The 23,960-nt window shown below is 60.1% G+C and carries 22 protein-coding genes; 8 read left to right on the forward strand and 14 right to left on the reverse strand.

Annotated elements, in window-relative coordinates; translation table 11 throughout:
• The 3 genes from ACXHXG_RS22760 to ACXHXG_RS22770 all read right to left on the reverse strand — a co-directional run bounded on the left by ACXHXG_RS22760 (nucleotide 1) and on the right by ACXHXG_RS22770 (nucleotide 2,783).
• Nucleotides 1-924 (reverse strand): ABC transporter permease, encoded by a 924-nt coding sequence (locus ACXHXG_RS22760; RefSeq protein WP_260305107.1) that lies wholly within the window; start codon nucleotides 922-924, stop codon nucleotides 1-3.
• 4 nt (nucleotides 925-928) lie between these two features.
• A complete protein-coding gene (locus ACXHXG_RS22765; RefSeq protein WP_260305106.1) occupies nucleotides 929-1,708 on the reverse strand; it encodes an ABC transporter ATP-binding protein in 780 nt (259 codons plus the stop codon).
• 88 nt (nucleotides 1,709-1,796) lie between these two features.
• Nucleotides 1,797-2,783: an ABC transporter substrate-binding protein gene (locus tag ACXHXG_RS22770; RefSeq protein ID WP_457900805.1), complete on the reverse strand. Its 987-nt coding sequence runs from the start codon at nucleotides 2,781-2,783 to the stop codon at nucleotides 1,797-1,799.
• Nucleotides 2,784-2,966: 183 nt separating this feature from the next.
• On the opposite strand from ACXHXG_RS22770, the gene ACXHXG_RS22775 reads away from it, so the two are divergent.
• Nucleotides 2,967-3,728 carry a GntR family transcriptional regulator gene (locus ACXHXG_RS22775; protein ID WP_260305104.1) on the forward strand — a complete coding sequence of 254 codons (762 nt, stop codon included), beginning with the start codon at nucleotides 2,967-2,969 and terminating at the stop codon, nucleotides 3,726-3,728.
• A gap of 130 nt (nucleotides 3,729-3,858) precedes the next feature.
• Entirely contained in the window at nucleotides 3,859-4,812 is a 954-nt protein-coding gene (locus ACXHXG_RS22780) for an NAD-dependent epimerase/dehydratase family protein (protein WP_260305103.1), read from the forward strand.
• A gap of 10 nt (nucleotides 4,813-4,822) precedes the next feature.
• On the opposite strand, the gene ACXHXG_RS22785 is transcribed toward ACXHXG_RS22780, so the two are convergent.
• Nucleotides 4,823-6,031 (reverse strand): TIGR03862 family flavoprotein, encoded by a 1,209-nt coding sequence (locus tag ACXHXG_RS22785; RefSeq protein WP_260305102.1) that lies wholly within the window; start codon nucleotides 6,029-6,031, stop codon nucleotides 4,823-4,825.
• Nucleotides 6,032-6,491: 460 nt separating this feature from the next.
• Here ACXHXG_RS22785 and ACXHXG_RS22790 point away from each other — a divergent pair, with 460 nt between their 5' ends.
• The 4 genes from ACXHXG_RS22790 to ACXHXG_RS22805 all read left to right on the forward strand — a co-directional run bounded on the left by ACXHXG_RS22790 (nucleotide 6,492) and on the right by ACXHXG_RS22805 (nucleotide 10,645).
• A complete protein-coding gene (locus tag ACXHXG_RS22790; RefSeq protein WP_260305101.1) occupies nucleotides 6,492-7,211 on the forward strand; it encodes a TetR/AcrR family transcriptional regulator in 720 nt (239 codons plus the stop codon).
• A gap of 131 nt (nucleotides 7,212-7,342) precedes the next feature.
• A complete protein-coding gene (locus ACXHXG_RS22795; protein ID WP_260305100.1) occupies nucleotides 7,343-8,500 on the forward strand; it encodes a Gfo/Idh/MocA family protein in 1,158 nt (385 codons plus the stop codon).
• An 11-nt stretch (nucleotides 8,501-8,511) separates the two neighbouring features.
• Nucleotides 8,512-9,687 (forward strand): dihydrodipicolinate synthase family protein, encoded by a 1,176-nt coding sequence (locus ACXHXG_RS22800; RefSeq protein WP_285168631.1) that lies wholly within the window; start codon nucleotides 8,512-8,514, stop codon nucleotides 9,685-9,687.
• Between the two features lie 133 nt (nucleotides 9,688-9,820).
• The gene (locus ACXHXG_RS22805; RefSeq protein WP_285168632.1) at nucleotides 9,821-10,645 is read left to right on the forward strand and encodes a sugar phosphate isomerase/epimerase family protein; all 825 of its coding nucleotides are present in this window, start codon (nucleotides 9,821-9,823) and stop codon (nucleotides 10,643-10,645) included.
• Between the two features lie 88 nt (nucleotides 10,646-10,733).
• On the opposite strand, the gene ACXHXG_RS22810 is transcribed toward ACXHXG_RS22805, so the two are convergent.
• From ACXHXG_RS22810 to ACXHXG_RS22845, 8 genes are all read right to left on the reverse strand, one after another.
• Nucleotides 10,734-11,840 (reverse strand): branched-chain amino acid ABC transporter substrate-binding protein, encoded by a 1,107-nt coding sequence (locus ACXHXG_RS22810; protein WP_285168633.1) that lies wholly within the window; start codon nucleotides 11,838-11,840, stop codon nucleotides 10,734-10,736.
• A 326-nt stretch (nucleotides 11,841-12,166) separates the two neighbouring features.
• Nucleotides 12,167-13,552: an FGGY-family carbohydrate kinase gene (locus ACXHXG_RS22815; RefSeq protein ID WP_285168634.1), complete on the reverse strand. Its 1,386-nt coding sequence runs from the start codon at nucleotides 13,550-13,552 to the stop codon at nucleotides 12,167-12,169.
• On the reverse strand, nucleotides 13,549-13,875 hold the full coding sequence (rhaM, locus tag ACXHXG_RS22820; protein WP_285168635.1) for an L-rhamnose mutarotase: 327 nt from the start codon (nucleotides 13,873-13,875) through the stop codon (nucleotides 13,549-13,551). The genes ACXHXG_RS22815 and rhaM overlap by 4 nt, the downstream gene beginning before the upstream one ends.
• Nucleotides 13,872-14,885, reverse strand: a complete 1,014-nt coding sequence (locus ACXHXG_RS22825; protein ID WP_285168636.1) for an ABC transporter permease — start codon at nucleotides 14,883-14,885, stop codon at nucleotides 13,872-13,874. The genes rhaM and ACXHXG_RS22825 overlap by 4 nt, the downstream gene beginning before the upstream one ends.
• Nucleotides 14,882-15,886, reverse strand: a complete 1,005-nt coding sequence (locus tag ACXHXG_RS22830; RefSeq protein ID WP_285168637.1) for an ABC transporter permease — start codon at nucleotides 15,884-15,886, stop codon at nucleotides 14,882-14,884. The genes ACXHXG_RS22825 and ACXHXG_RS22830 overlap by 4 nt, the downstream gene beginning before the upstream one ends.
• A gap of 10 nt (nucleotides 15,887-15,896) precedes the next feature.
• Nucleotides 15,897-17,432, reverse strand: coding sequence for a sugar ABC transporter ATP-binding protein (locus ACXHXG_RS22835; protein ID WP_260305092.1), 1,536 nt, complete (start codon nucleotides 17,430-17,432; stop codon nucleotides 15,897-15,899).
• Nucleotides 17,433-17,504: 72 nt separating this feature from the next.
• Nucleotides 17,505-18,500, reverse strand: coding sequence for a rhamnose ABC transporter substrate-binding protein (gene rhaS / locus ACXHXG_RS22840; RefSeq protein WP_104826770.1), 996 nt, complete (start codon nucleotides 18,498-18,500; stop codon nucleotides 17,505-17,507).
• Nucleotides 18,501-18,554: 54 nt separating this feature from the next.
• Nucleotides 18,555-19,367: a DeoR/GlpR family DNA-binding transcription regulator gene (locus ACXHXG_RS22845; RefSeq protein ID WP_104826769.1), complete on the reverse strand. Its 813-nt coding sequence runs from the start codon at nucleotides 19,365-19,367 to the stop codon at nucleotides 18,555-18,557.
• A 205-nt stretch (nucleotides 19,368-19,572) separates the two neighbouring features.
• Between ACXHXG_RS22845 and ACXHXG_RS22850 the strand changes: the two genes are divergently transcribed.
• Together ACXHXG_RS22850 and rhaI are read left to right on the forward strand one after the other, a co-directional pair.
• On the forward strand, nucleotides 19,573-21,669 hold the full coding sequence (locus ACXHXG_RS22850; RefSeq protein ID WP_457900806.1) for a bifunctional rhamnulose-1-phosphate aldolase/short-chain dehydrogenase: 2,097 nt from the start codon (nucleotides 19,573-19,575) through the stop codon (nucleotides 21,667-21,669).
• Between the two features lie 238 nt (nucleotides 21,670-21,907).
• Nucleotides 21,908-23,200, forward strand: coding sequence for an L-rhamnose catabolism isomerase (gene rhaI / locus ACXHXG_RS22855; RefSeq protein WP_457900807.1), 1,293 nt, complete (start codon nucleotides 21,908-21,910; stop codon nucleotides 23,198-23,200).
• A gap of 5 nt (nucleotides 23,201-23,205) precedes the next feature.
• Here rhaI and ACXHXG_RS22860 read toward each other — a convergent pair whose 3' ends face one another.
• On the reverse strand, nucleotides 23,206-23,652 hold the full coding sequence (locus ACXHXG_RS22860; RefSeq protein WP_457900808.1) for a type II toxin-antitoxin system VapC family toxin: 447 nt from the start codon (nucleotides 23,650-23,652) through the stop codon (nucleotides 23,206-23,208).
• Entirely contained in the window at nucleotides 23,652-23,897 is a 246-nt protein-coding gene (locus tag ACXHXG_RS22865; protein ID WP_104826765.1) for a type II toxin-antitoxin system Phd/YefM family antitoxin, read from the reverse strand. Before ACXHXG_RS22865 ends, ACXHXG_RS22860 begins: the two co-directional genes overlap by 1 nt.
• Nucleotides 23,898-23,960: the final 63 nt, after the last annotated feature.

A 23,960-nucleotide genomic window follows, 5' to 3' on the forward strand; every position in this document is an offset into this window, starting at 1 on the left:
TTATTCGCGAATGGTTTCCCGGGCGGGCGCGCCGCCGCGGCTGCGCTTGATGCTTGGCAGGGCCAGCATCAGTAGGACGAACAGGCCGGTAGCGAGCTTCAGGTTCGGCGGCGGCATGCCGGCAGCGAGGCAGAGCGAGACGAGCTGGTAATAGATGATCGAGCCGACGAAGGGGGCCAATAGCTGCCGCAATACCGTCTGCTTGCCGGTGAAGGCCTCGCCGATCATCAGGGCCGCCAAGCCGTTGATCAGGATGCCGATGCCCATATTGACGTCGGCAAAGCCCTGCGATTGCACCATCAAGGCGCCGCTGGAGGCAGAAAAGGCGCTGGCGAGGCCGACGCCGCCGATCGTCGCGGCCCAGACATTGATGCCTTGCGCTTCGGCCATATCCGGATTGGAGCCGACAGCGCGCATGGCGGTGCCTTTCTCCGTCTTGAAATAGAGGTTCAGCGCGATGAGCACGATCAAGGCGATCAGGCCGGCAATGACGATCTTGCTTGCCGGAAAGCCTGGTTGGGTCAGGGGCACCCAATCGAATACGGTCGGCTGGCCGAAGACCGAGAGGTTCGACTTGCCCATGATGCCGAGATTGATGCTGTAGAGCATGGTCGACATCAGGATGCCGGCGAGCAGCGTGTGGATGCGGAAGCGCAGGTGGATAAAGGCCGTGCAGCAACCCGCAGCAAGGCCGACGACAAAAGCCGCAATGATCGCCAGCGGCGGTGCGACGCCGGCGGCGAGCAGAATGCCACAGACGCAGCCGCCGAGCGGAAAGGCGCCTTCGCTAGTCAGATCCGGAAAGCTCAGCATGCGGAAGGGGATCATGATCCCCAGCACGACGAAGCTCAGGATGAAGCTCTGCGCCAGCGTGACCGGGATGAGCGAGACGAAGCTCGAAACCGTTGTCTGAATGAAATCCATGATATCAGCTCACCAGCAGCATGCGGTCGGACTTGACGGCGAAGTGGCCGATCAATTCGGGAACGGTGATCCGCTTCTTCGCTTCACCGATGATTTCGAGATGAACTTTGCCGGCGTCGAGCATGATAACGCTGTCGCCGAAGTCGACGGCGTGCTGCATATTGTGCGTCACCATCAGGGTCGTAAGCTTTAACGTTTCGACGGTTCGCACCGTTGCCTGCATGACAATGTCGGCCGTGCGCGGATCGAGGGCGGCGGTGTGTTCGTCGAGCAGCAGTACGTCGGGCGAACCGCCCACTGCCATGATGAGGGACAGCGACTGACGCTGGCCGCCGGAAAGCAGTTCCACCTTGGTATCCAGCCGGTTCTCAAGGCCGAGACCGAGAACGGCGAGGCGTTCCTTATAGGCGGCAAGACGTGTGGCATTCAGGCCAGGCCGAAATCCCCGGCTCTTCCCGCGCAGCTCCGCCAGAAGCATGTTCTCGCCGACGGTCATGCTGGCGGCGGTGCCCTTCATCGGGTCCTGGAAGACGCGGGCGAGCCGCGCCGCACGCTTGTGGACCGGCATGCTCGTGACGTCGTTGCCATTGATGAGAATCTGGCCGGAATCGAGGCTGAGGGCACCGGAAATCGCATTCAGCATGCTGCTCTTGCCGGCGCCGTTCGAGCCAATGACGACGCCGAATTCGCCGGTCTTGAGGGAGAGCGTCAGGCCGTTGAGCGCGATCTTTTCGTCGGGCTGGCCTCTGTAGAAAACCTTGCGCGCGGATTTGATGTCCAGCATCCGTGCCTCCCCTGTACTGTAGGGTTATGAAATGGCGGCGCTTTCAGCGCCGCCATGGATCAGATGGATCCTACGAAGATGCCGCCTATTACTTCGTGAAGCAATTGCAATCGGCAAGCGAGGTCGGAACGTCGGCGCCAAAGGCCTTCAAAACGGTCTTGTTGATCAACGGAGCATGGTCCTCATAGGCAGGACGGGACGGCGCGATAGTCTTGGGATCGCCACCCTTGAGGATCTTTGCAGCGATCCTGCCGGCATTTTCACCGACCTGCTCGTAGTTGACGGCGAAGCTTGCCGGCACGACACCGCTGCGAACAGCGGCGTCGTCGGAATTGACGATCGGGATCTGTGCCTGGCGGGCGGCTGCAGCAACGGCGGTGATTGCCGGCTGCAAGAGGTTGGAGGCGGGCGTGTAAATCACGTCTGCCTTGCCGGCGAGCGAGGCGATGCGCTGCTGGATGTCGTTGACATTGTCGACGCCCACCGGGACCAGTTCGAAGCCTGCGGCCGGAGCGGCTGCCTTAACCTTTTCGATCAGGGCAGCGTCGTTAGCCTCGCCCGGATTGTAAGGCACGCCGATGCGCTTGGCGTTCGGAAGCAGCTTCTTGGTGAAGGTCAAGATGGCGGCGATGTCCTGCAGGTCGCTTGCGCCGGTAATGCCCTCATCGCCGGCATCCCAGGAAGGAACCAGCTTGGCGGCGACCGGATCGGTCACGGCCGAGAATACGATCGGGATACCGGAGCCGGCGAGCGCCTTCTTGGCGATCTGCGAGACAGGCGTCGTGATGGTGTACATCAGCTTCGGATGATCCGACTGCAACTTGGCGATCATCTGCGGCACCAGCGAAGCGTCGAAGCTAGTGTTGCTCTCGGTATAGACGACATCCTTGCCTTCGACAAAGCCGTTCTCGGCCAGCGCCTTTTTGAAGCCGGCGATCGAAGCGTTGAGCTGCGGATGTTCGCCGAAATTGGCGATCGCGATCTTGATCGGCTCGGCGGCTGCCGTCGCAATGCTCGCCATGACCGCGCCGGCGACGACCAGCCCCGACAACCATCTGGATGTGGACTTCCTCATGATTTCCTCCCGGATTTTATAAGAGAGCCTCGCTCTCTCAACTTTGTTGTTGAGATCATACCGGTTGCGGTGCTGCTGTCAATTTACGATATATGATATGCACCATAAGCACCTTTGATATATAATTTTACTGAAAACCAAATTTATATATAATTTGCGGCTTCAGGTATCGGGATCGACGCTATGCAGGACAAGGAACCTCTGACGAAGACGGAAGCGGCCTATTGGCTCCTGCGCCGGGATATTCTCAACACGAAGCTGCGGCCCGGCGCATCGTTGAAGCTCAGCACTTTGCGGGATACCTATGGCGTCGGCTGGACTCCGCTGCGCGAAGCCTTGTCCCGGCTGGAAGCCGAAAAGCTGGTGACGGCCATCAGCAATCGCGGTTTTGCTGTCGCGCCGGTTTCCCGCACGGAGCTGGAAGATCTGATGCGCGCGCGGATGGTTGTCGAGCTGCCGTTGCTGCTGGAATCGATCGAGAAGGGTGGTCCGGCCTGGGAATCCGCTGTGGTCACGGCCCACTACCGCCTCTCTCGCTGCAAGATCGTACCCGACGCCGCTTCCGAGGAAATGGCGGATGAATGGGATGAAAAGCATACGGCATTTCATGCCGCTCTCTTAAGCGCTGCGACATCGAGCTGGCTCCTGCGCTTTCAAAGCACGATTTCCGACCAGCTCCGCCGTCATCATCGTTTTCTCGGTCTGGCGCCGACGCAGCGCGCCGCCGCTGGTCTGCAGAGCGGTTATGAAAAGGCGGTCGCCGCCTTGCGGGAGGCAATGGCGATCGAGCGGCATACGGAGTTGATGGAAGCGGCCCTCGATCGCGATATCGAGCGCGCTCGAGCGCTAATGACCGAGCATATCGGCTATACGCTGCAGGTCTATATCAAGTCCGAAGATGAGGATGACGAGCGCGCGCCATCAAAGTTGCGCAGGAATGTCTAATCGTAACAAAGCCGTGTCCTCCTCTGTTTGGGGATGACAAGACGGTGCATGCTCCTATTCTTTAGGCGATCATTCTCTTCATTCCGGTTCCGGCATCATCCGATTTTGAAAATATCCTTGGGAGGACATCATGACGCGTACAGTGGTCATAGGAGCAACCGGCCATGTCGGCACTTATCTCGTGCCGCGGCTGGTGGAGGCCGGGCATGAGGTGGTGGCGGTGAGCCGGGGCCAGGCAAAACCCTATTCGCCGAACCGGGCGTGGGATGCCGTTGAGCAATTGACGATGGATCGCGCCGCGATGGAAAAGGACGGCAGTTTCGGGCCGGCGATCCGCGCTCTGAAACCCGATATCGTCATCGATATGATCTGCTTCACGTTGGACAGTGCGAAGCATTTGACCGAGGCTCTCTCGGGTCATGTCAGCCATTTTCTGCATACGGGCACGATCTGGACGCACGGTTTTTCCACCGTCGTGCCGACGCTCGAGGAAACGCCGAAGCGACCGTTCGGCGAATACGGAACGCAGAAGGCCGCGATTGAGAGCTATTTGCTAACGAAGGCGCGGATCGAGAGTTTCCCGGCGACGCTGATCCATCCGGGCCATATTGTCGGCCCCGGCTGGGCGCCGCTCAATCCGGCTGGCCATTTCAACCTCGCGGCATTTTCGACCTTAGCGCGGGGTGAAACGCTCGTGCTGCCGAATTTCGGTCTGGAAACGGTCCATCATGTCCATGCCGACGATGTCGCTCAAATGTTCATGGGCGCAATTGCCAATTGGCGCGCTTCGACCGGCGAGAGTTTCCATGCCGTGTCGAGCGGCGCACTGACGCTTCGGGGCTATGCCGAGGCGATGTCGCGCTGGTTCGGCCACGAGCCGAAACTGGAATTTCTTCCCTACGAAAAATGGGCGGAAGGCCAGACGCCGGAGGATACCGAGGCGACGTGGGAGCATATCGCCCGCAGCCCGAATTGCTCGATCGCAAAGGCTGAGCGGCTTCTCGGCTACGCGCCGCGCTATACCTCGCTGCAGGCCGTGCAGGAATCCGTGGCTTGGCTGATGGAGAAGAGACGGATCGGGTGACGGCATCCCGTTATCGCTGTAGCCAAGCCTCTATTCCTTTCGCTGCCGCGCGTCCGGTGGCGAAACAGGCGGAGAGAAGATAGCCGCCGGTCGGCGCTTCCCAATCGATCATTTCTCCGGCGACGAACACGCCGGGGAGGGCCCTCAGCATATATCCGTCGTCGATAGCGCTCCAGCGGATGCCGCCGGCCGATGAGATGGCCTCGGTGATAGGCCGCGGCCTCAGGAGCGGGATCGGCAGGGCCTTGATCAGGTGTGACAGTCGTTCCGGATCTGCCAAATTGGCTGATGGAACGAGTTCTCGCAGCAGTGCCGTCTTGACGCCTTCGATTCCCGCCCCTTTGCGAAGGCGATTGGAAAGGCTGGCTTTGGCGTCCTGCCGCGTCAGATCGCGGGATAGTCGCTGCGCTGTCCTGCCGGGCGTAAGATCGACCATGAGCGCGGCTTTACCGTCGTTTGCGAGCCGGTCACGCAGGCTGGCGGCATGGGCGTAGACGAGGCTGCCTTCGATACCGTGTCGGGAAATGACGAACTCGCCGGGAAAAGTGCCGGCGGCCGATGTTGCGGTCACGGCTTTCAGCGGCTCTCCGGCGAAGCGCTCGCCAAAAATGGCGCTCCAGGCGACATCGAAGCCGCAATTGGCGGGCTGGAAGTCGGCGATGTCGATGCCTTTATTCCGAAGCCAGGCGATCCAGGCGGCGTCCGAGCCGAGCCGGGGATAACTCGCGCCACCAAGCGCGAGCAGGGCTGCGTCGCATTGAACGATCGTTCGTCCCTCTGGCGTCTCAAAGGCAAAGCCGCCTTCTGCAAAGCCGGACCAGCGATGCCTTGTCAAAACCTTGACGCCTTGTGTCTCCAGCCTGCCGAGCCAAGCGCGCAGCAGCGGCGAGGCCTTCATGACCGTTGGAAAGACGCGGCCCGAAGAGCCGGTGAATGTCTCCGTGCCAAGTCCTGCCGCCCAGCTCCTGATATTATCAGGCGTAAAAGCGTCGAGGGCCGAACGTAACCGGTCGGAGCTTTGGCCGAAGCGATTGGCGAAGCGGATATAATCTTCCGAATGGGTGATGTTGAGGCCGGATTTCCCCGCCAGCAGGAATTTGCGGGCGACGGTCGGCATGCTATCGTAAACGGTGATCCGATGACCGGATATCGACAGCACTTCGGCCGCCATCAGCCCCGCCGGCCCGCCACCGATGATCGCGATCTGCTTTCCTGTCATGAAGCCGCCCGGTGTTGAATTGTTTTTGTTCTCTTGGGCCGAGCCGGCGTTGAAAGCAAGGCGTCTCGCCTAAGTCATTGCTTGGCAATCTGTACTCTCGGTCATGCCATCGTGAAGGACTACCTTTCGACGGCGTGGGCGACGAGAATTGGCCGGATTGGTACGTCGAATACATCGTCCGGGAACAAGCCGGCGAGGAGCTGCCGTTATAGGTGCGAGCCCTTGCAAAGCTGTCGGATCGCACGTTCCGCTCGCCATCGTCCAAGAAGGCATAATCGATGACCAGCGCGATGCTTCGAGCTTGCGCGCTGCCCTCAGGTTGCCAACGGTGCAATTTTTATATAACCATATAGTTACTATCACTTCCGATTTTCCTGGGGCTGTCAACTTGTGTCATGATCGAGTAATTGTCGGCGGCTAGGGGGCCGCGTGGCCTTGCCAAACGCAATCGGGAGCCGCGATGACCGAAGCCAAAATCACGAAGGGCCGATCGAAGAGCCCGGAGGCTGAAACTGTGGTCGGGTCCACCGATCAGGCGGTATCGACCTCACCCGCCGAGCGGCCGCGCCTCAGGGATGCGGAGCGCACGAGCAAGGCGATCCTGGCTGCGGCGACCAAGGAATTTGCCGAGCGCGGCTATGGCGGCGCCCGTGTCGATGCCATAGCCGAGCGCGCCAAGATCAACAAGCGCATGCTCTATCACTATTTCGGGGGCAAGGATGCCCTTTATGTCGCTGTGCTGGAAGGCAGTTACGTTGCCATCCGTTCGGCGGAGGCAAGGCTCGATCTGTCGCACCGCAGCCCTACGGAGGGCATGCGGGAGCTTGTTGTTTTCACATGGAAATATTTTCTCGATCACCCGGAATTTCTTGGCATTCTCAACACGGAAAACCTGCATAAGGCCCGCTTTCTGAAGAGGTCGGCGCGGATTTTCGAGCTGCATTCTCCCTTGGTCGCGGAGATTTCCGGTCTGCTGGATCGCGGCGCTGCGGCCGGCGATTTCCGTCCGGGCTGCGATCCCGTCAAGATCTACATGAGCATCGCGGCCCTCGGTTCCTTCTTCCTAACGAACCGCTGGACGCTGTCGACGATCTTCCGGCGGAACCTTTCCGACAAGTCGGAGATCGATGCCTGGGGCGAGCATATCGTCGACGTCATCTTCGCCTACCTGCGTCCTTAAGCTTTTAAAACGCCTCTTAATCCCGCCGAATCCGCGCAATTGCCGCCGCGGCCGTCGATGATGGCCGTTGACAGCGCCGCTTTGCCGTGTCACTCATGTAACTATATAGTTATTTACGGGAGGAGTGGGATATGGTGACGAAGCCGATCGGCATCATCATGCATGGCATCACCGGCCGCATGGGCTACAATCAGCATCTCGTGCGGTCGATCCTGGCGATCCGCGAGCAGGGCGGCGTGCTGCTTGCCAACGGCGACAGGTTGATGCCGGACCCGATCCTCGTCGGTCGCAATGCCGAAAAGATCGCGGAAGTCGCGCGCAAGCACGGCCTCGCGAAGACGACCACCGATCTCGACGGCGCTCTCGCCGATCCCCACAACACGATTTTCTTCGACGCCGGCTCGACGCAGATGCGCGTCTCGCTGCTGGAGAAAGCCATCGCAGCCGGCAAGCATGTCTATTGCGAGAAGCCGATTTCCGAGACGCTGGACGAAGCTCTTTCGGTCGCAAGCTCGGCGGAGCGTCGCGGCGTCAAGAATGGCGTCGTGCAGGACAAGCTTTATCTGCCGGGCCTTCGCAAGATCGCCATGCTGCGCGACAGCGGTTTCTTCGGCAAGATTCTCTCCGTGCGCGGCGAGTTCGGCTACTGGGTTTTCGAAGGCGATTGGGGCGTGAAAGCGCAGCGTCCCTCCTGGAATTACCGCAAGGCCGAGGGCGGCGGCATGATCCTCGATATGCTGCCGCACTGGCGCTATGTGCTCGACAATCTCTTCGGTGAAGTCAAAGCCGTGAGCTGCTACGGCGCGACGCATATTCCTAGCCGCGTCGATGAAAACGGCAGGACCTATGTCGCCGATGCCGACGATGCTGCCTATGCCACGTTCGAGCTCGACGGCGGCGTTGTCGCGCAGATCAATTCCTCCTGGGCCGTGCGTGTCCGCCGCGACGATCTCGTCACCTTCCAGGTGGACGGAACGCATGGGTCGGCGGTCTGCGGGCTGATGCGCTGCTGGACGCAGCATCGCGTTAACACGCCGAAGCCGGTCTGGAACCCGGACCAGCCGCAGCCGATCAATTTCTTCGAGACCTGGGACGAGGTGCCGGACACGCAGACCTTCGACAATGGTTTCAAGGCGCAGTGGGAGGATTTCCTGTGCCATGTCGTCGACAATACGCCATGGAAATTCACCTTGCGTGAGGGCGCCAAGGGCGTTCAACTCGCCGAACTCGCTCAAAAGAGCTGGGCAGAGCGCCGCTGGGTCGACGTTCCCTCGCTTTCCGCTCGCTAGGAGACAAGACCATGACGAAGACCCTTCGTTTGCCCGGCACCGACGGCAAGCTTGCCGAATTCACCGTCGCCAACACACCGCTTAGCCCACCGGAGCGCCCGGCAGGCGGCCATCGCTTCAATCGCGTCGCCTATGCCGCGGCTCATGTCGTCGTCGATCCCCTGGCCGACAATGATCCATGGCTTGACCGCAACATTGATTGGGAGCGGACGATCGCTTTCCGTGAATATCTCTGGGATCTCGGCTTTGGCGTCGCGGAAGCCATGGATACGGCGCAGCGCGGCATGGGTCTTGATTGGGCCGGTGCCAAGGAGCTGATCACGCACGCGCAGTCAGCCGCCCGCAATCGCTCGGACTCACTGATCGCCTACGGCGCTGGCACCGATCATCTGGCGCCTGGTCCCGATGTCACCATCGATGATGTGATCCGCGCCTATGAGGAGCAGGTGGCCTTCGTCGAGGGGCAAGGCGGGCGCATCATTTTGATGGCGAGCCGCGCGCTTGCGGCGGCTGCCAAGGGACCGGACGACTATATCCGCGTCTACAACCGCATCCTCGGGCAGGTCCAACAGCCGGTGATCATTCACTGGCTCGGCTCGATGTTCGATCCGGCTCTGGCCGGCTATTGGGGTTCGTCCGACGATATGCGGGCAATGGAGACGGCGGTCGCGATCATCAACGACAACGCCGCCAAGGTTGATGGCGTCAAAATCTCGCTGCTGTCGGCGGAAAAAGAGATCGTCATGCGCCGCCGCCTTGATCCGGCGGTCAAGATGTATACCGGTGACGATTTCAACTATGCCGAATTGATCGCGGGTGACAGCCAGGGCTATTCGCATGCGCTACTCGGCATCTTCGACGCGATCGCGCCTGCGGCAAGCGCCGCTCTCGCGAAGCTGGCCGAGAACGATCTCGAAGCTTTCCATGAGATGATGGCGCCGACCGTCCCTCTGTCGCGCCATATTTTCAAGGCGCCGACACGCTTCTACAAGACCGGTGTGGTCTTCCTCGCCTATCTCAACGGCTTCCAGGATCACTTCCAGATGCTCGGCGGCCAGCAAAGCACGCGCTCCATCGTACACTTGTCGGAACTGTTCCGTCTGGCCGATACGGCCCGCGTTCTCAGAGACCCCGATCTTGCCGTGCAGCGGATGAAGACGATCCTTGCCACGGTCGGCGTCGCCTAAAGCAATTCTAGGAAAAGTGCGTGGCGGTTTTCCGTCCGGAATTGCGTGAAAACAAAGAGATGGAGTAGTTCGGCGATTCCGTGAAGCGCTGAACTGCTCTAATCGGGAAACGGGATCTGGGAGGATCATCAGAATGGCTGTATCCGGCCTTTCCATCAATCTTGCGACCGTGCGCCAGCAATATGATATGCGTCAGGCGGTCGACGCCTGCTTAAAACAGGAGATCGTCGCGATTGCGCCCTGGCGCGATCAGGTGCATGCGATCGGCTTGGCGGAAGCAGCGAGGATCGTTGCCGATAACAGGTTGAAGGTCACCGGATTATGCCGTGGCGGCATGTTCCCAGCCGCAGATGCTGAGGGCCTGAGGGCCGCGATCGATGACAATAGACGGGCGATCGACGAAGCGGCGGCGCTGAATGCCGATTGCCTCGTGCTCGTTGTCGGCGGTCTGCCGAAGGGTTCGAAGGATATCGCTCACGCTCGCGAAATGGTGGCGGATGGCATCGCGGCGATCCTGCCGCATGCTCGCAGCGCCGGCATTCCGCTGGCAATCGAGCCGCTGCACCCGATGTATGCCGCCGACCGTGCCTGTGTGAATACGCTAGAACAAGCGCTCGATATCTGCGATCTGCTGGGCGAGGGCGTCGGTGTCGCAGTCGATGTCTACCATGTCTGGTGGGACCCGAAGCTTTATGAACAGATCGCGCGTGCCGGCGCCAAGGGCCAGATCCTGGCGCACCATATCTGCGATTGGCTGGTACCGACCACGGATCTGCTGCTCGATCGCGGCATGATGGGCGACGGCGTTATCGACCTGAAGCGTATTCGCGCCGCTGTTGAGGAGGCCGGCTTTTTCGGTCCGCAGGAGGTGGAAATCTTTTCGGAGGCGAATTGGTGGAAAAGGCCGGGTGAGGAGGTCCTTTCCACCTGCATCGAACGTTTCCGCACGGTTTGTTGAAGGCGCAACGTGTGCCCGATCAGGCAGGCATAAAAAATGCCGGGCCACAAATGGCCCGGCGAAGTTTGAAGACTTAAACCAAAGCGGCTTATTCGACTGGGACGATCTTGCCCGCATCCCACTTGTAGAGCGAGAAGCTCTGCGAGGTGAGGTCGCCGGTTTCGCCATAGGTGACCTTCCCAATAGCGGTCTGGATCGGTTCGCCGCTCTTCAGTGCGGTGGCGACGGCTTGGGCGTCGTCGGCGCTGCCGGCCTTCTCAATGCCGGCCTTCAGGACTTGCACGGCAGCGTAGGCGTTCAGCGTGAAGGCTTCCGCCGGGATGTTGCGCTCCTTCAGCGCCGCGGCGGCGGTCTGGGAATCCGGGTTCTTCAGCGCGTCGGAGGCGTTGGTGAAGATCGTGCCTGCAGCGGCTTCATTGCCGATTGCCCAATATTCGGTATTCGATAGGCCGTCGCCGCCGATGAGCTGCGCCTTGACGGAGATGTCGTGCAATTGGCGGGCGAGAAGGCCGCCCTCCGGATGATAGCCGCCGAAATAGACGAGATCGACGCCGGCAGCCTTGAGCTTCGCCGTCAGCGCGCTGTAATCCTTTTCGCCAGGGGTCAGGGAATCGTTGAGCACTTCGGTTACGCCACCGGCGTTGAGCGTTGCCTTGAAGGCGTCCGCCAGACCTTTGCCATAGGCGGCCTTGTCGTTGAGGATGGCGATCTTCTTGTCCTTGAAGTTCTTCAGCACATATTTCGCGGCGACATCGGCCTGCTGGTCGTCACGGCCGCAGGTGCGCAGGATGTTGGGGAGGCCGCGCTTCGTGAGATCCGGCGCGGTCGCGGTCGGCGTCACCATCAGGATACCGTTTTCAGCGAGTGCATCCGATACCGGAATGGCAACGCCCGAGGTTACCGGACCGACGACGAAACGAATACTCTGACCCACGAAATCGTTAGCAACGGAGACGCCCTGCTTCGGATCGCCGGCATCGTCCCCCAGCTTCAGGACGACTTTCTGACCGAGAATGCCACCGGCCTTGTTGATCTCGTCAACGGCGGTCTGTGCGCCATTCTTGACCTGGTCGCCGTAAGCGGCCACAGGGCCGGTTAGTGGCGCGATGAGGCCGATCACGATATCCGCATGGGCAAGCGGCGCGAAGGCCAGCGAGGCGACGAAGGTCGCAGCCGTCAATGTCTTCAGACTCATTTTTTCTCTCCTTGGATGGGCGCGGCAGCGCCCTTTGAACCCGCCGCAATGGTCTGTCGTCGCGCGCGAACTGCCGTAAGGCGCCTTGAAAATGGAGACAGAAGTGACATCGAAGCTGATGATCGCTTTCGGACATTTTTGACCTCAAAAGCGCTCATAAGGGTAGTTTCTGTAGGAATATTACCGCGATTCCGCAAGAAAATAACCGTCGTGGAGACAATTTTGACGATTTCTCGGAAATTTCTATCGAGGTACCGATAGTGGAATTTGGGGGGGCGTGAGGTCGTTTTTCACCTCGAATGCCCTGCCGAAGATTCGAAGGGCGTTTATTCTGCCAATGCTTGATGCCAGGCGCGCCGGTAGTCCTGCAGACCCGGCAGATCGGCCCGAACGGGGTGGTTTTCCGGCGCGGCCGCAGGTTTGATGCCGGTCAGCAGCGCCGCACCTTGGCTGGTGCCGGTCGAGCCGGGCAGGGCGACGACGTCAGATCCCGTCAGCGAAGACAGGGCTGCAAGATAAGTCCGATTAAGCGCGAAAGGTCCCTCGACGAAAATCGGGCCTTTGGCGCCGATCAGATCCAGGCAGGCTTCAGTCATCAATGCTAGATAGAGGCTGGCGGCGGCGAGACGTAGCTCGGAACTCGCTTGCGCTTGCCCGATCCAGTGCATCTTTTGGCCAGGAAAGGGGCCGGAACCCTCGACCACGTTCGGCAGCAGCATGATGCCCTTTTCGATAACGGCCGCCAGCATCTCCTCCGTCGTTTCCTGCGATACGGGTCCGATTTCACCCGCCAGGATCTCGAACTCCCGCCCGCCCATGAAACGCGAGGAAGGCACGGCGCGGCCGTATGCATCAACATTGGCAAGCGCATCGCGCGCCGGATCGAGATGATCCAGATCCCCGCCGACGGCGAAATTGATCACCCAGGTCCCGGTCGACACGACGGCGAAGGGCGCTTCGTTCTCCACGAGATGCGGCAGCAGCGAGGCGTTGGAATCATGGATGCCGCAATAGACCGGAACCGGAGCACTGGGGCCGATCTCTGCCGCGATCGCCGGCAATAGAGGTCCGAGCGCATCGAAGGCGGAACGGATCGGGGCCATGAGAGAACGAATGTCGAGCGTGTCGACCAGCGAGGAATAAGCGCCGGTGGTCGGATTCCAGAGATCGGTGTGACAGCCGAGCGAGGTGACTTCGTTGGCGGCAATGCCGGTCAGCCGCAGGGCCCAATATTGCGGATAGGTCAGGATCGTGCTGACGCGCGCGAAGTCGTTGGGAAATACGCTCTTCTGATAATGGATTTGCGCACCGACATTCAGCCCGCCGGAAAGCCTCGGTGAAAAGGTCTCGCCGAAGGGCGGGCGCAGGCGGTCATAGGCTTTCTGCACGGCTTCAGGATAGCGATGCTCGTAATCGAGCACCGGCAGAGCAAGGCTGCCGTCTTCGGCAAGTAGAACGGCGGAGGCGCCGTGGGTGGTAATCGATATGGCGTCGAAGCCGGGTGTGGCAGCAAAGTTCTTCAGCGCACCAATAACGAAATCCCACAAGCCCTCGATGTTATAATGCGGGTAGGGGTCGGTCTTCAGCGTGGTATTGGACGTCCGAACGCCGGCGATCTCAGCGCCGGTCTGCGCGTCGAGCACCACGACCTTGGCATTGGTCTTGCCGATATCGAGGACGGCAATGCGGCGATAGGTCGATGGAGCGGTCATGGCAGATGGAAAACCGTCACAAGATCGCTCTGCACTGGCGAATTGTCGGGATTGGTCGCCATGATATCGGCCATGTGCGCCCACCATTTCTTCATGACCGGATGGTCGGGAAGGCTGGCCATCGTGTGATCCCTCGGCCGCGTCAGAACGCCGAACAGCGTGTTCGTTTCGGGGTCGAGATGGATGGAATAGTCGCTCACGCCGGCCTGGTGCAGCAGCTCCACCAGTTCCGGCCAGATCTCGTCATGACGTTTTCTGTACTCGCCCTCCATGCCGGGATTGAGCGTCATCTTGAAGGCGTGGCGTTCGAGGGATGAGGTCATTTCGAGCTCATCGCTTTGACGCGCCGTGCAACGATCGGCAGCGCGATGGTGATGATGAGGAGGAGGCCGATGAAGATCGACATGACGATGCCTGGCACGTTGAGAAGGCCGAGGCCGAACGTCACCAGACCCATGACGAAAGCGGCGATGACGACACCGCCGATCGTGCCGGAGCCGCCAAGGATCGACACTCCGCCGAGCACCACCATGGTCACCACCTCCAGCTCCCAGCCGAGCGCGATCGAGGGGCGGGTGGAGCCGAGACGTGAGGTCAGGCAGACGGCGGCGATACCACTCATGATGCCGGTCAGGAGGAACAGGATGAATTTGACCCGCTCGACCGGAATGCCGGAGAAACGCGCCGCAAAATCATTATTGCCGATCGTATAGACTTGACGGCCGAAATTCGTCGCATGCAGCAGGATGGCGAAGGCGGTCGCCAGCACGATGAAGAGAACGAATTCGAAGGAGAAGACCCAGAAGACATAGCCCTGGCCGAAATAGGCGAAAGCGTCGGGATAATTGCCATAGGCCTGGTCGCCGAGCACGATATAGGAAATGCCGCGAAACAGGCTCATCGTGCCAATGGTCACGACGATCGACGGCAGTTTCAGTACCGAGACGAGGAAGCCGTTGAAAAGGCCGCAGACGAGCCCCACACCCAGCCCGATCGCTACCAGTCCAACCGTACCCACGCCTACCTGCGCAGCGGCGCCCATGGCGGTCGACGCAAGCGCGATGATGGCGGCGACGGACAGATCGATTTCGCCGGCAATGACGAGCAGCGCCATGGCAAAGGCGATCATTGCCTTTTCGGTGAAATTGAAGGTCGCGTCCGAGAGATTGTAAGGGTCGAGAAAATAGGGCGAAGCCAATGAATTAAAAATGAAAATGGCAATCGCGACGCCGAGAAGCAGGATTTCCCAGCTCGCCATTATGCGCTTGAAGGGCGTGCCCAGACGATCGGGAATGCTGCGCTTTTCCGGTGCGGTTTCGGATACGGTGCTCATGCGGTGACCTCCTTACCCGAGGTTTCCTTCGCTGCCTGATCCCTGAGGATGATGCGGCCGCGATTGCGCTCGCGCCGGGCGTTGAAGACGACTGCCAGGATGATGACGGTGCCGGAGATGGCCATCTGCGTGAACGGCGAAATGCCGATGACCGGCAGTGCATTCTTGATGACGCCGAGAAACAGCGCGCCGAGCACAGCGCCGGCGACCGAGCCGACGCCGCCGGCGATCGAGATACCGCCGATGACGCAGGCTGCGACGCTGTCGAGTTCGAAACCGTTGGCGATGTCGACATAGGCGACCGCATAGCGCGACACCCAGAGGTAGCTGCTTAGGCCGGCCAACGCGCCCGAAAGCACGAAGGCGAGGAAGCGCGTCCAGCCGACATCGATGCCGGCATAAACCGCCGCAACCGGATTGCCGCCGCTGGCATAGGTGGAGCGGCCGAAGCGCGTGTAGCGCAGCAGGAGATACATCATCAGCACGATGGCGATGCCAACCCAGGAGAGCACGGGCAGGCCGAGGACCAGCGTGCGCGGCACGTTCAGGAAGATCGGCGTGAACTGATGCGCGTTGACCCACGCGCCGCCGGACAGTACGAAGGCCATGCCGCGGTAGATGGTGAGTGTCCCGAGGGTGACGACGATCGGTGGGATTTCCAGAGCCCAGACGAGATAACCGTTGATGGCGCCGAGCACTGCACCCATAACGATAGCCGTGATAACGAGCACGATCAGCGGCAGATCGGGATAGGCGGCATTCAGCATGGCGATCGCCATGCCGGTAAAGGCGAGATTGGCGGCGACGGAGAGATCGATCGATTTCGTCAGGATGACCGTCATCTGCGCCAGCGCCAGGATGATCAGGATCGACGTATCATTGAAGATGTTGGCAAGATTGGCGGGCTCGGCAAAACCGGCCGCACGCGTTGCGAATCCGGCGATCATCACGATGATGATGAGGAAGAGCAGCGTTTCGCGTTTTTTGAGTATGCGTAGCATCCGGCCCTCCCTATGCATTGCCCGTGGCTGCGCGCACCAGCGTTTCCGGCGTCAGCCCTTCGCGGTCGAACAGGCCGGCCGAAAGTCCCTCCTTCATCACCAGCACGCGATCCGACATGCCAAGGATTTCAGGCAGTTCGGAGGAGATCATGATGATGCTGAGGCCTTCTGCCGCCAGCTCGCTGATGAAGCCGTGCACAGCCGCCTTCGAACCGATATCGATGCCCTTGGTCGGCTCATCCAGAATGATGATCTTCGGCTGCGTCGCCAGCCATTTGCCGATCACTACCTTCTGCTGGTTGCCGCCCGAGAGCGTGCCGACAGGCACGGAAAGGGCAGCGGCGCGCAGGTCCAGCCGCTCGGCATATTTGCGGGCGAGCGCAAACTCGTCGGCTGCTTTCAGGAAGCCTTTGCGCGAGGTCCGCCCGAGCGAAGGCAGCGACATGTTTTGATAGATCGGCATCGGCAGCGCCAGGCCATGGCGGCCGCGTTCCTCCGGCACATAGACGATGCCGGCGCGGATGGCGTCATGCGGCGAATGAATATGGATTTCCTGACCGTTCAGCGTCAGCCGTCCGGAGAGCGGCCTGGTGATCCCGAACAGCGATTGACACAGTTCGGAACGGCCGGCGCCGATAAGGCCGTAGACGCCGAGGATTTCTCCACGCCGGAGCTTGAAGGAGATGTCGCGGAACTCGGTGCGGTGGCAATAATTTTCGACCTCGAACACCACGTCGCCAATGGTAACGGGCACTTTCGGGAAGGCATCCTTGACGTCGCGACCGACCATCATGCGGACGATCTCGTCCTGCGGCGTCTCCTTCAGCGGGCCATGACCAACGGCGCGGCCATCACGAAAGACCACGAAATTATCGGCGATTTCATAGAGTTCGTCGAACTTGTGGCTGATGAACAATATGGCCTTGCCCTTGGCCTTCAGACCTTCGACGATACGGAAGAGGTCATCGATCTCCTTGCGGGAAAGAGCCGCGGTCGGCTCGTCCATGATGACTATGCGTGCTTCGATAGACAGGGCGCGGGCAATCGCCACGAGATGGCGCTGCGCGATGGACAGGTCCTTCAGGCGGATCGACGGATCGATGGTGCTTTCCAGCGATTCCAGCAGCAGCCTTGACCGGCTGTTCATCGTCTTCCAGTCGATGGTGCGGAATTTCGTGCGCGGCGCATGGCCGAGAAAGATGTTTTCGGCAACCGTCAGCTCGTCGAAGAGCACGGTCTCCTGATGTATGGCGGTGACGCCGGCGTCGATCGCGGCCTGGGCGCTGTGAAACGCAACCGGCTTGCCGTCGACGAGGATTTCGCCCTCGTTCGGACGATAGATACCGGTCAGAATCTTGACGAGCGTCGATTTGCCGGCGCCGTTTTCGCCGATCAGGGCGGTGACCTTGCCGGGATAAAGCGAGATGCTGACGCCGTCGAGCGCCTTCACGCCCGGAAAGATCTGCGAAATGCCGCGCATTTCCAGAATGGCGGTATTGCCCAAGCTTGGCATGCCCGTGGCGGGTCGTTGAAGGACTGTGGTCATCAGCAATGTACCGGATAAGTTAACCAAGTCCGGCGGCCGAAGCCGCCGGAAAGCTGCGAATGGGTCTGCTGATCAGAAGACCTTGGAGAACTGATCGATATTCGAAGCGTTGTAGACGAAGGGATCAGCCATGGCGGCTTCGCCGTTGTCTCCAACCTTGATCTTGCCCATGCGGCCGGCATTGATCTCGCTGCCCGGCTTGCCGTCGGTTTCACCCTTGACGAGACGGTAGGAGATCTGCGTGGCGGAATAGCCGAGGTCGATCGGGTTCCAGATCGCAAATTCCTTCGTGGCGCCCGACTTGATGGCGCCGGCCATTTCGGACGGCAGGCCGAGACCGGTCACATAGACCTGGCCGATCTTGCCGGCATCCTTGACAGCCTGCGACGCGGCGAGCACGCCGACGGTCGTCGGAGCGACGATGACCTTGACTTCCGGATGCGAGGTCAGGAGGCCCTGGGCTTCGCGGTAGCTCTTGTCCGAAAGGTCGTCACCGTAGACGGTCGTAACGAGGTTGAGGCCCGGGAAATCCTTGAGCTGCTTCTTCATCTCGCCGATCCAGATGTTCTGGTTTGTGGCGGTCGAAGTCGCCGACAGGATGGCGAAATTGCCCTTGCCGCCGTCAAGATGGTCCTTGGCGAGCGTCAGGCACATCTTGCCGATCAGCTCGTTTGAAGACGGATTGAGCTGCAGGATGCGGCCGGCCGGAGCCACGCCGGAATCCCAGGAGATAACCTTGATGCCGCGCTGCGTGGCCTTCTTCAAGGCAGGCACCACAGCATCCTTGTCGTTGGCGGAGATAGCTATGGCATCGACGCCCTGTGCGATCAGCGAGTTGATCACTTCGATCTGGGCTTCGGCGGTCGGCTGCGTCGGGCCGGTGTAGATGACCTGCACGCCGCCGAGTTCCTTGGCGGCTTCCTGAGCGCCCTTATTGGCCGCTTCGAAGAAGCCGTTGCCGAGCGACTTCACTACGAGGCCGATCTTGATGTCTTTCGCACTTGCCGTGCCGGCCATCATTGCGACGGCCAGCGCTACGCCGATCGCCAATTTCTTTGCAATATTCATGTCTCTTCCTCCCAAAGTTGATAGGCTATGCTCACCCCGCCACAGCCGCGCATCTCATGCGACGGACGGGGAATCCTCCCTCTCGGCCTGCGCCGTGACGCTCGCGATAATCAGCGACACGCCGGCATCCTCGATCATGCGTACAGTCTCCGCCGACACGCCGTCATCGGTGATGATGGTCGTTACCTGCTCAAGTGGGCACAGGATCAGGCTGGAGCGCTGACGGAACTTACTGGAATCGACCATCACGACCAGCTCGTCGGCCTGGCGCATCAGCTTCTGCTCGCTCTGGATAACCAGCGCGTCGGCTTCCATGACGCCGAGCGGACCAACGCCTTGCGCGCCGATAAACATGCGCCGCGCATAGAAGTTCCGGGTCGTATCATTGTCAAAGGGTGACAGGATCAGGCTCTGCTCGCGATAGATCGCGCCGCCCGGAATCGTTACCGTGTTCTTCGAGTGCTTCACCAGATGTTCGGCAATGGCGAAGGAATTGGTCATCACCTGCAGCCGATAAGCCGAGATGTAGTGGACAAGCTGGAATGTGGTCGTGCCGCCATTGATGATGATGGCGTCGCCCTGACTGCATAATTCAGCGGCCTTGCGCGCAATTGCGCGTTTCTTATCGATATTGACGCCTTCCGAAACGCGGAAGGGGCGGCCGGCGAGATTGCCGAGCTGCGGAGGATGAATCGATTCCGCCCCGCCACGCACGCGCCGGATCTTTCCCTGCACATGCAGGGCCGCAATATCGCGGCGGATCGTCGCTTCGGAAGCCTCGGTCAATTCGGAAATATCCTGAATCGTCACCACAGGCTTTTCCTGTACGGCGCTCAAAATGATGCGATGGCGTTCACGTTCGTGCATCGGCTCCTCCTTCTCGGGTTATTTCGCAAATGTGACAAAGTGTCAATCACAAACGCTCAAAAACTTTCATATTGCATCGCAGCATTATCAATTATGATCGTTTTCGATTGACAAAGCGACTATCCGTGAGCGATATCGTGATTAACAAGGGCGGTTTGAGCATCTTTTAGACCGTCCGCAAGACATGATCTTATGGGAGGATGACATGGCGGCTGGTGTTCAGCTTCTGGAAAACCGTTGGGATGATGCATATGCGGCCGGCCTCGATGAGCCGGGCAAGCTGCTCTACCGGTCGAATCTGCTCGGTGCTGACAAGCGTATCACCAATTACGGTGGCGGCAACACATCGGCCAAGGTCATGGAAACCGATCCGCTGAGCGGAGAAAAAGTGAAGGTATTGTGGGTTAAGGGCTCTGGCGGCGATGTCGGCACTATCAAGCTCGACGGTTTTGCCACGCTTTATCAGGACAAGCTCGACAGCCTGAAGGGCATCTACAAGGGCGTTGCCGACGAGGACCGCATGGTCGGCTTCCTGCCGCATTGCACCTTCAACCTCAATGCCCGTGCCGCTTCCATCGACACGCCGTTGCACGGTTTCGTGCCTTTTACCCATGTCGACCACATGCATCCCGACGCGATCATCGCGATCGCGGCTTCCAAAAATTCCCGCGAGCTGACCCGCGAAATCTTCGGTGAAGACATCGGCTGGCTGCCATGGCGGCGCCCCGGTTTTCAGCTCGGCCTCGATCTCGAAGCCTTCGTCAAGGCGCATCCGAATGCCAAGGGCGTTGTTCTCGAAAGCCACGGCCTCTTCACCTGGGCCAATGACGCCAAGGGCTGCTACGAACTGACGCTCGCGATCATCAACAAAGCAATTCAATGGTTTGTGGCGAAGACTGAAGGCAAGACCATTTTCGGCGGCGGGGTAGTCCAGAGCCTGCCGCAGGCCGAACGCCGCGCGATTGCCGCCAAGCTCATGCCGGAAATCCGCGGTCGCATCGGCAAGGCGGAGCGCAAGCTCGGTCATTTCGACGATCAGGACGCCGTGCTTGAATTCGTCAATTCGAACAATCTCCGTCCGCTCGGTGCGCTCGGCACGAGTTGCCCGGACCATTTCCTGCGCACCAAAATCCGCCCGCTGATCGTCGACTTCGATCCGGCAAAGCCTGACGCAGACGCCGTCATCGCCGGTCTCGACCAGGCGCTGGAGGATTACCGTGCTGACTACGCCCGCTATTACAACGACTGCAAGCACGACAATTCGCCTGCCATGCGCGATCCGAACCCAGTAATCTTCCTGGTGCCGGGCGTCGGCCTTCTCTCCTTTGCCCGCGACAAGGCGACGGCGCGCATTGCCGGCGAGTTCTACGTCAACGCCATCAACGTCATGCGCGGCGCCTCGACCGTATCCGAATATCAGGGCCTGCCCGAGCAGGAAGCCTTCGATATCGAATATTGGCTGCTGGAAGAAGCTAAGCTGCAGCGCATGCCGAAGCCGAAGAGCCTGGCCGGTCGCGTTGCTTTCGTCACAGGCGGCGCCGGCGGCATCGGCCGCGCCACGGCGGCGCGTCTGGTGGGCGAGGGCGCCTGCGTGGTGCTGGCCGATATCGACCAGTCGGCACTTGAGAACACGCAGGAGGATTTCGCCAAGAAATACGGCGCGGACTCTGTACGCAGTGTCAAGCTTGATGTGACCAAGGAGGACGCCGTGATTTCGTCCTTCGCGGAAGCCTGCGTCGAATTCGGCGGCATCGATATTCTCGTTTCGAATGCCGGCATTGCTTCCTCGGCACCGATCGAAAGCACGGAGCTTTCGATGTGGAACCGCAATATCGACATTCTCGCCACCGGCTATTTCCTCGTCTCGCGGGAAGCCTTCCGGCTGTTCCGGCGTCAGAATCTCGGCGGCAACGTCGTCTTCGTCGCCTCCAAGAACGGACTTGCCTCGTCGCCGAATGCGGCTGCCTATTGCACCGCGAAGGCCGCCGAAATCCACCTGGCGCGCTGCCTGGCGCTCGAGGGCGCAGAGGCGGGCATTCGCGTCAACACGGTCAACCCCGACGCCGTCCTGCGCGGCTCCAAAATCTGGAACGGCGAATGGCGTGAACAGCGCGCGGCCTCTTCGAAGATCGAGGTGGATGACTTGGAAGAACATTACCGCAAGCGCTCAATGCTGAAGCTCAACGTTTTCCCGGAAGATATTGCAGAGGCTATCTATTTCCTCGCCTCTGACCTCTCCGCCAAGTCGACCGGCAACATAATCAATGTCGATGCCGGCAATGCGCAGAGTTTTACGCGATAGTTGGCGAGGCGGTGGCGGCCTCGGGGCCGCCCTTGCGGTTTGAGGTCCTGCCACGCTCGCTTCGCTCTTGCGGCAGCGCACCTCACCATGAGGGTGGGGTAACGATTGCGCCGAACTGACGGGGAGATCAGCCCTCACCCTGAGGTGGCCCCATAGGGCCCTCGAAGGGCGAGGGCGGATGATGGCTTGCAGGATGAACGCACCGTAACATTTCGAATAACATACCTGGGAGGAAAGAATGGCCGAGTTCAGAATTGCGCCGGATCTGGTCGCTGCGGAAAACGACAAGCGCGCTGCTGCGCTGAAATCTGATTATGAAGTGCTAGGCGCCACGCTCGCGCGTCGCGACGTCGATATCGAGGCCGTAACGAAAAAGGTCTCGGAATTCTTCGTTGCCGTGCCCTCCTGGGGTGTCGGCACCGGCGGTACACGCTTTGCCCGCTTTCCCGGCACCGGCGAACCACGCGGCATTTTAGACAAGCTCGATGATTGCGCCGTCATCCATCAGTTGACGCGGGCGACGCCGACCGTTTCGCTGCACATTCCCTGGGACAAGGCGGACGCGAAGGAATTGAAGGCCAAGGGCGATGCGCTCGGCCTCGGCTTCGACGCCATGAATTCCAATACTTTCTCCGATGCTCCCGGCCAGGCGCATTCCTACAAATACGGCTCGCTTAGCCATGTCGACGGAGCGACCCGCGCCCAGGCGGTCGAGCACAATCTGGAATGCATCGAGATCGGCAAGGCGATCGGTTCGAAGGCGCTGACGGTCTGGATCGGCGACGGTTCCAACTTCCCCGGCCAGAGCAATTTCACCAAGGCGTTCGAGCGTTACCTCGCCGCGATGGCGGAGATCTACAAGGCACTGCCGGATGACTGGCGGCTGTTTTCCGAGCACAAGATGTACGAGCCGGCCTTCTATTCGACCGTGGTGCAGGACTGGGGCACAAACTATCTGATCGCCCAGACGCTTGGGCCAAAGGCTTACTGCCTCGTCGACCTCGGTCACCACGCGCCGAATACCAATATCGAGATGATCGTCGCGCGCCTCATCCAGTTCGGCAAGCTCGGCGGCTTCCACTTCAACGATTCGAAATATGGCGACGACGATCTCGATGCCGGCGCGATTGAGCCCTATCGCCTGTTCCTCGTCTTCAACGAACTGGTCGACGCCGAGCATCGCGGGGTAAAAGGCTTCCATCCGGCTCACATGATCGACCAGTCGCACAATGTCACCGATCCGATCGAAAGCCTAATTTCCAGCGCCAACGAAATCCGCCGTGCCTATGCGCAGGCATTGATCGTCGATCGAGGGGCATTGGCGGACTATCAAGACTCCAACGACGCCCTGATGGCCTCCGAAACCCTGAAGCGCGCTTACCGCGCCGATGTGGAACCCATCCTCGCCGAAGCCCGCCGCCGCACCGGCGGCGCCATCGATCCGGTTGCGACTTATCGGACGAGCGGCTACCGGAAGAAGGTTGCGAGCGAACGCCCAGCCTCGGCGGCAGGCGGGGGCGGAATTATCTAAAGAGCCTATACTTCCGGTGGATTCGCGAACGGATCGAACGAGCGCGCATCCATCAGCCGGAAATGCCTTAGGTTTCGCGTGAGAACCGTGTAATCGTGTCGCAGTGCTGTTGCGGCAATCGCAGCATCTTCGAAACCTGGATCTCCGCCCCGTCCTACCGCCTGGTCGAATAGTCGGCCGGCGATGCGGGCAGTTTCTGTATCGAGCGGTAGGATGCGGTCGCCGTAAAGATGGAGAGTAAGTTCAAGCCACTCGCCAAGCAGCTCAGCTTTCTTGGACGCGCCCATCCGACGGGCTTTCGCAATCCCTGTTTCTATTTCGGCGACAGTCACGGTGGAGAGGTAAAACTGATGGGCATGGGCTGCAATCCATGCCCGAACCGCCTGCGATAGTAAATCTTGCGCGCGCAATGGCGATGTCGCGGAGATGATATTCGTATCCAGAAGATACATTAGATATCATCATCGCGTAGCAGCCGGCCCGGCTTGCGCACTGGCAGGTCGTCGTCTTCAAGTGGTGCATTGGTGAGTAACCAACCAAAGGACGGAACCTGCTTCAATTTTTGATATTCGTCATAAGAGATGATGACCGCGGTGCGCTCGCCATGGCGAGTAATGACCGCTGGATTGCCGCTGAGAGCATCATCGACCACAGCAGAAAGCGTTGCTTTCGCATCCTTGAGCTGAATTTCCTTCATGGGATCACCAATATGACTACAGTAGTCATATTGTAGGAGTGGCTTAGAGTTTCGTCAATGCAT

The sequence above is a fragment of the Rhizobium sp. LEGMi-198b genome (assembly GCF_054114205.1).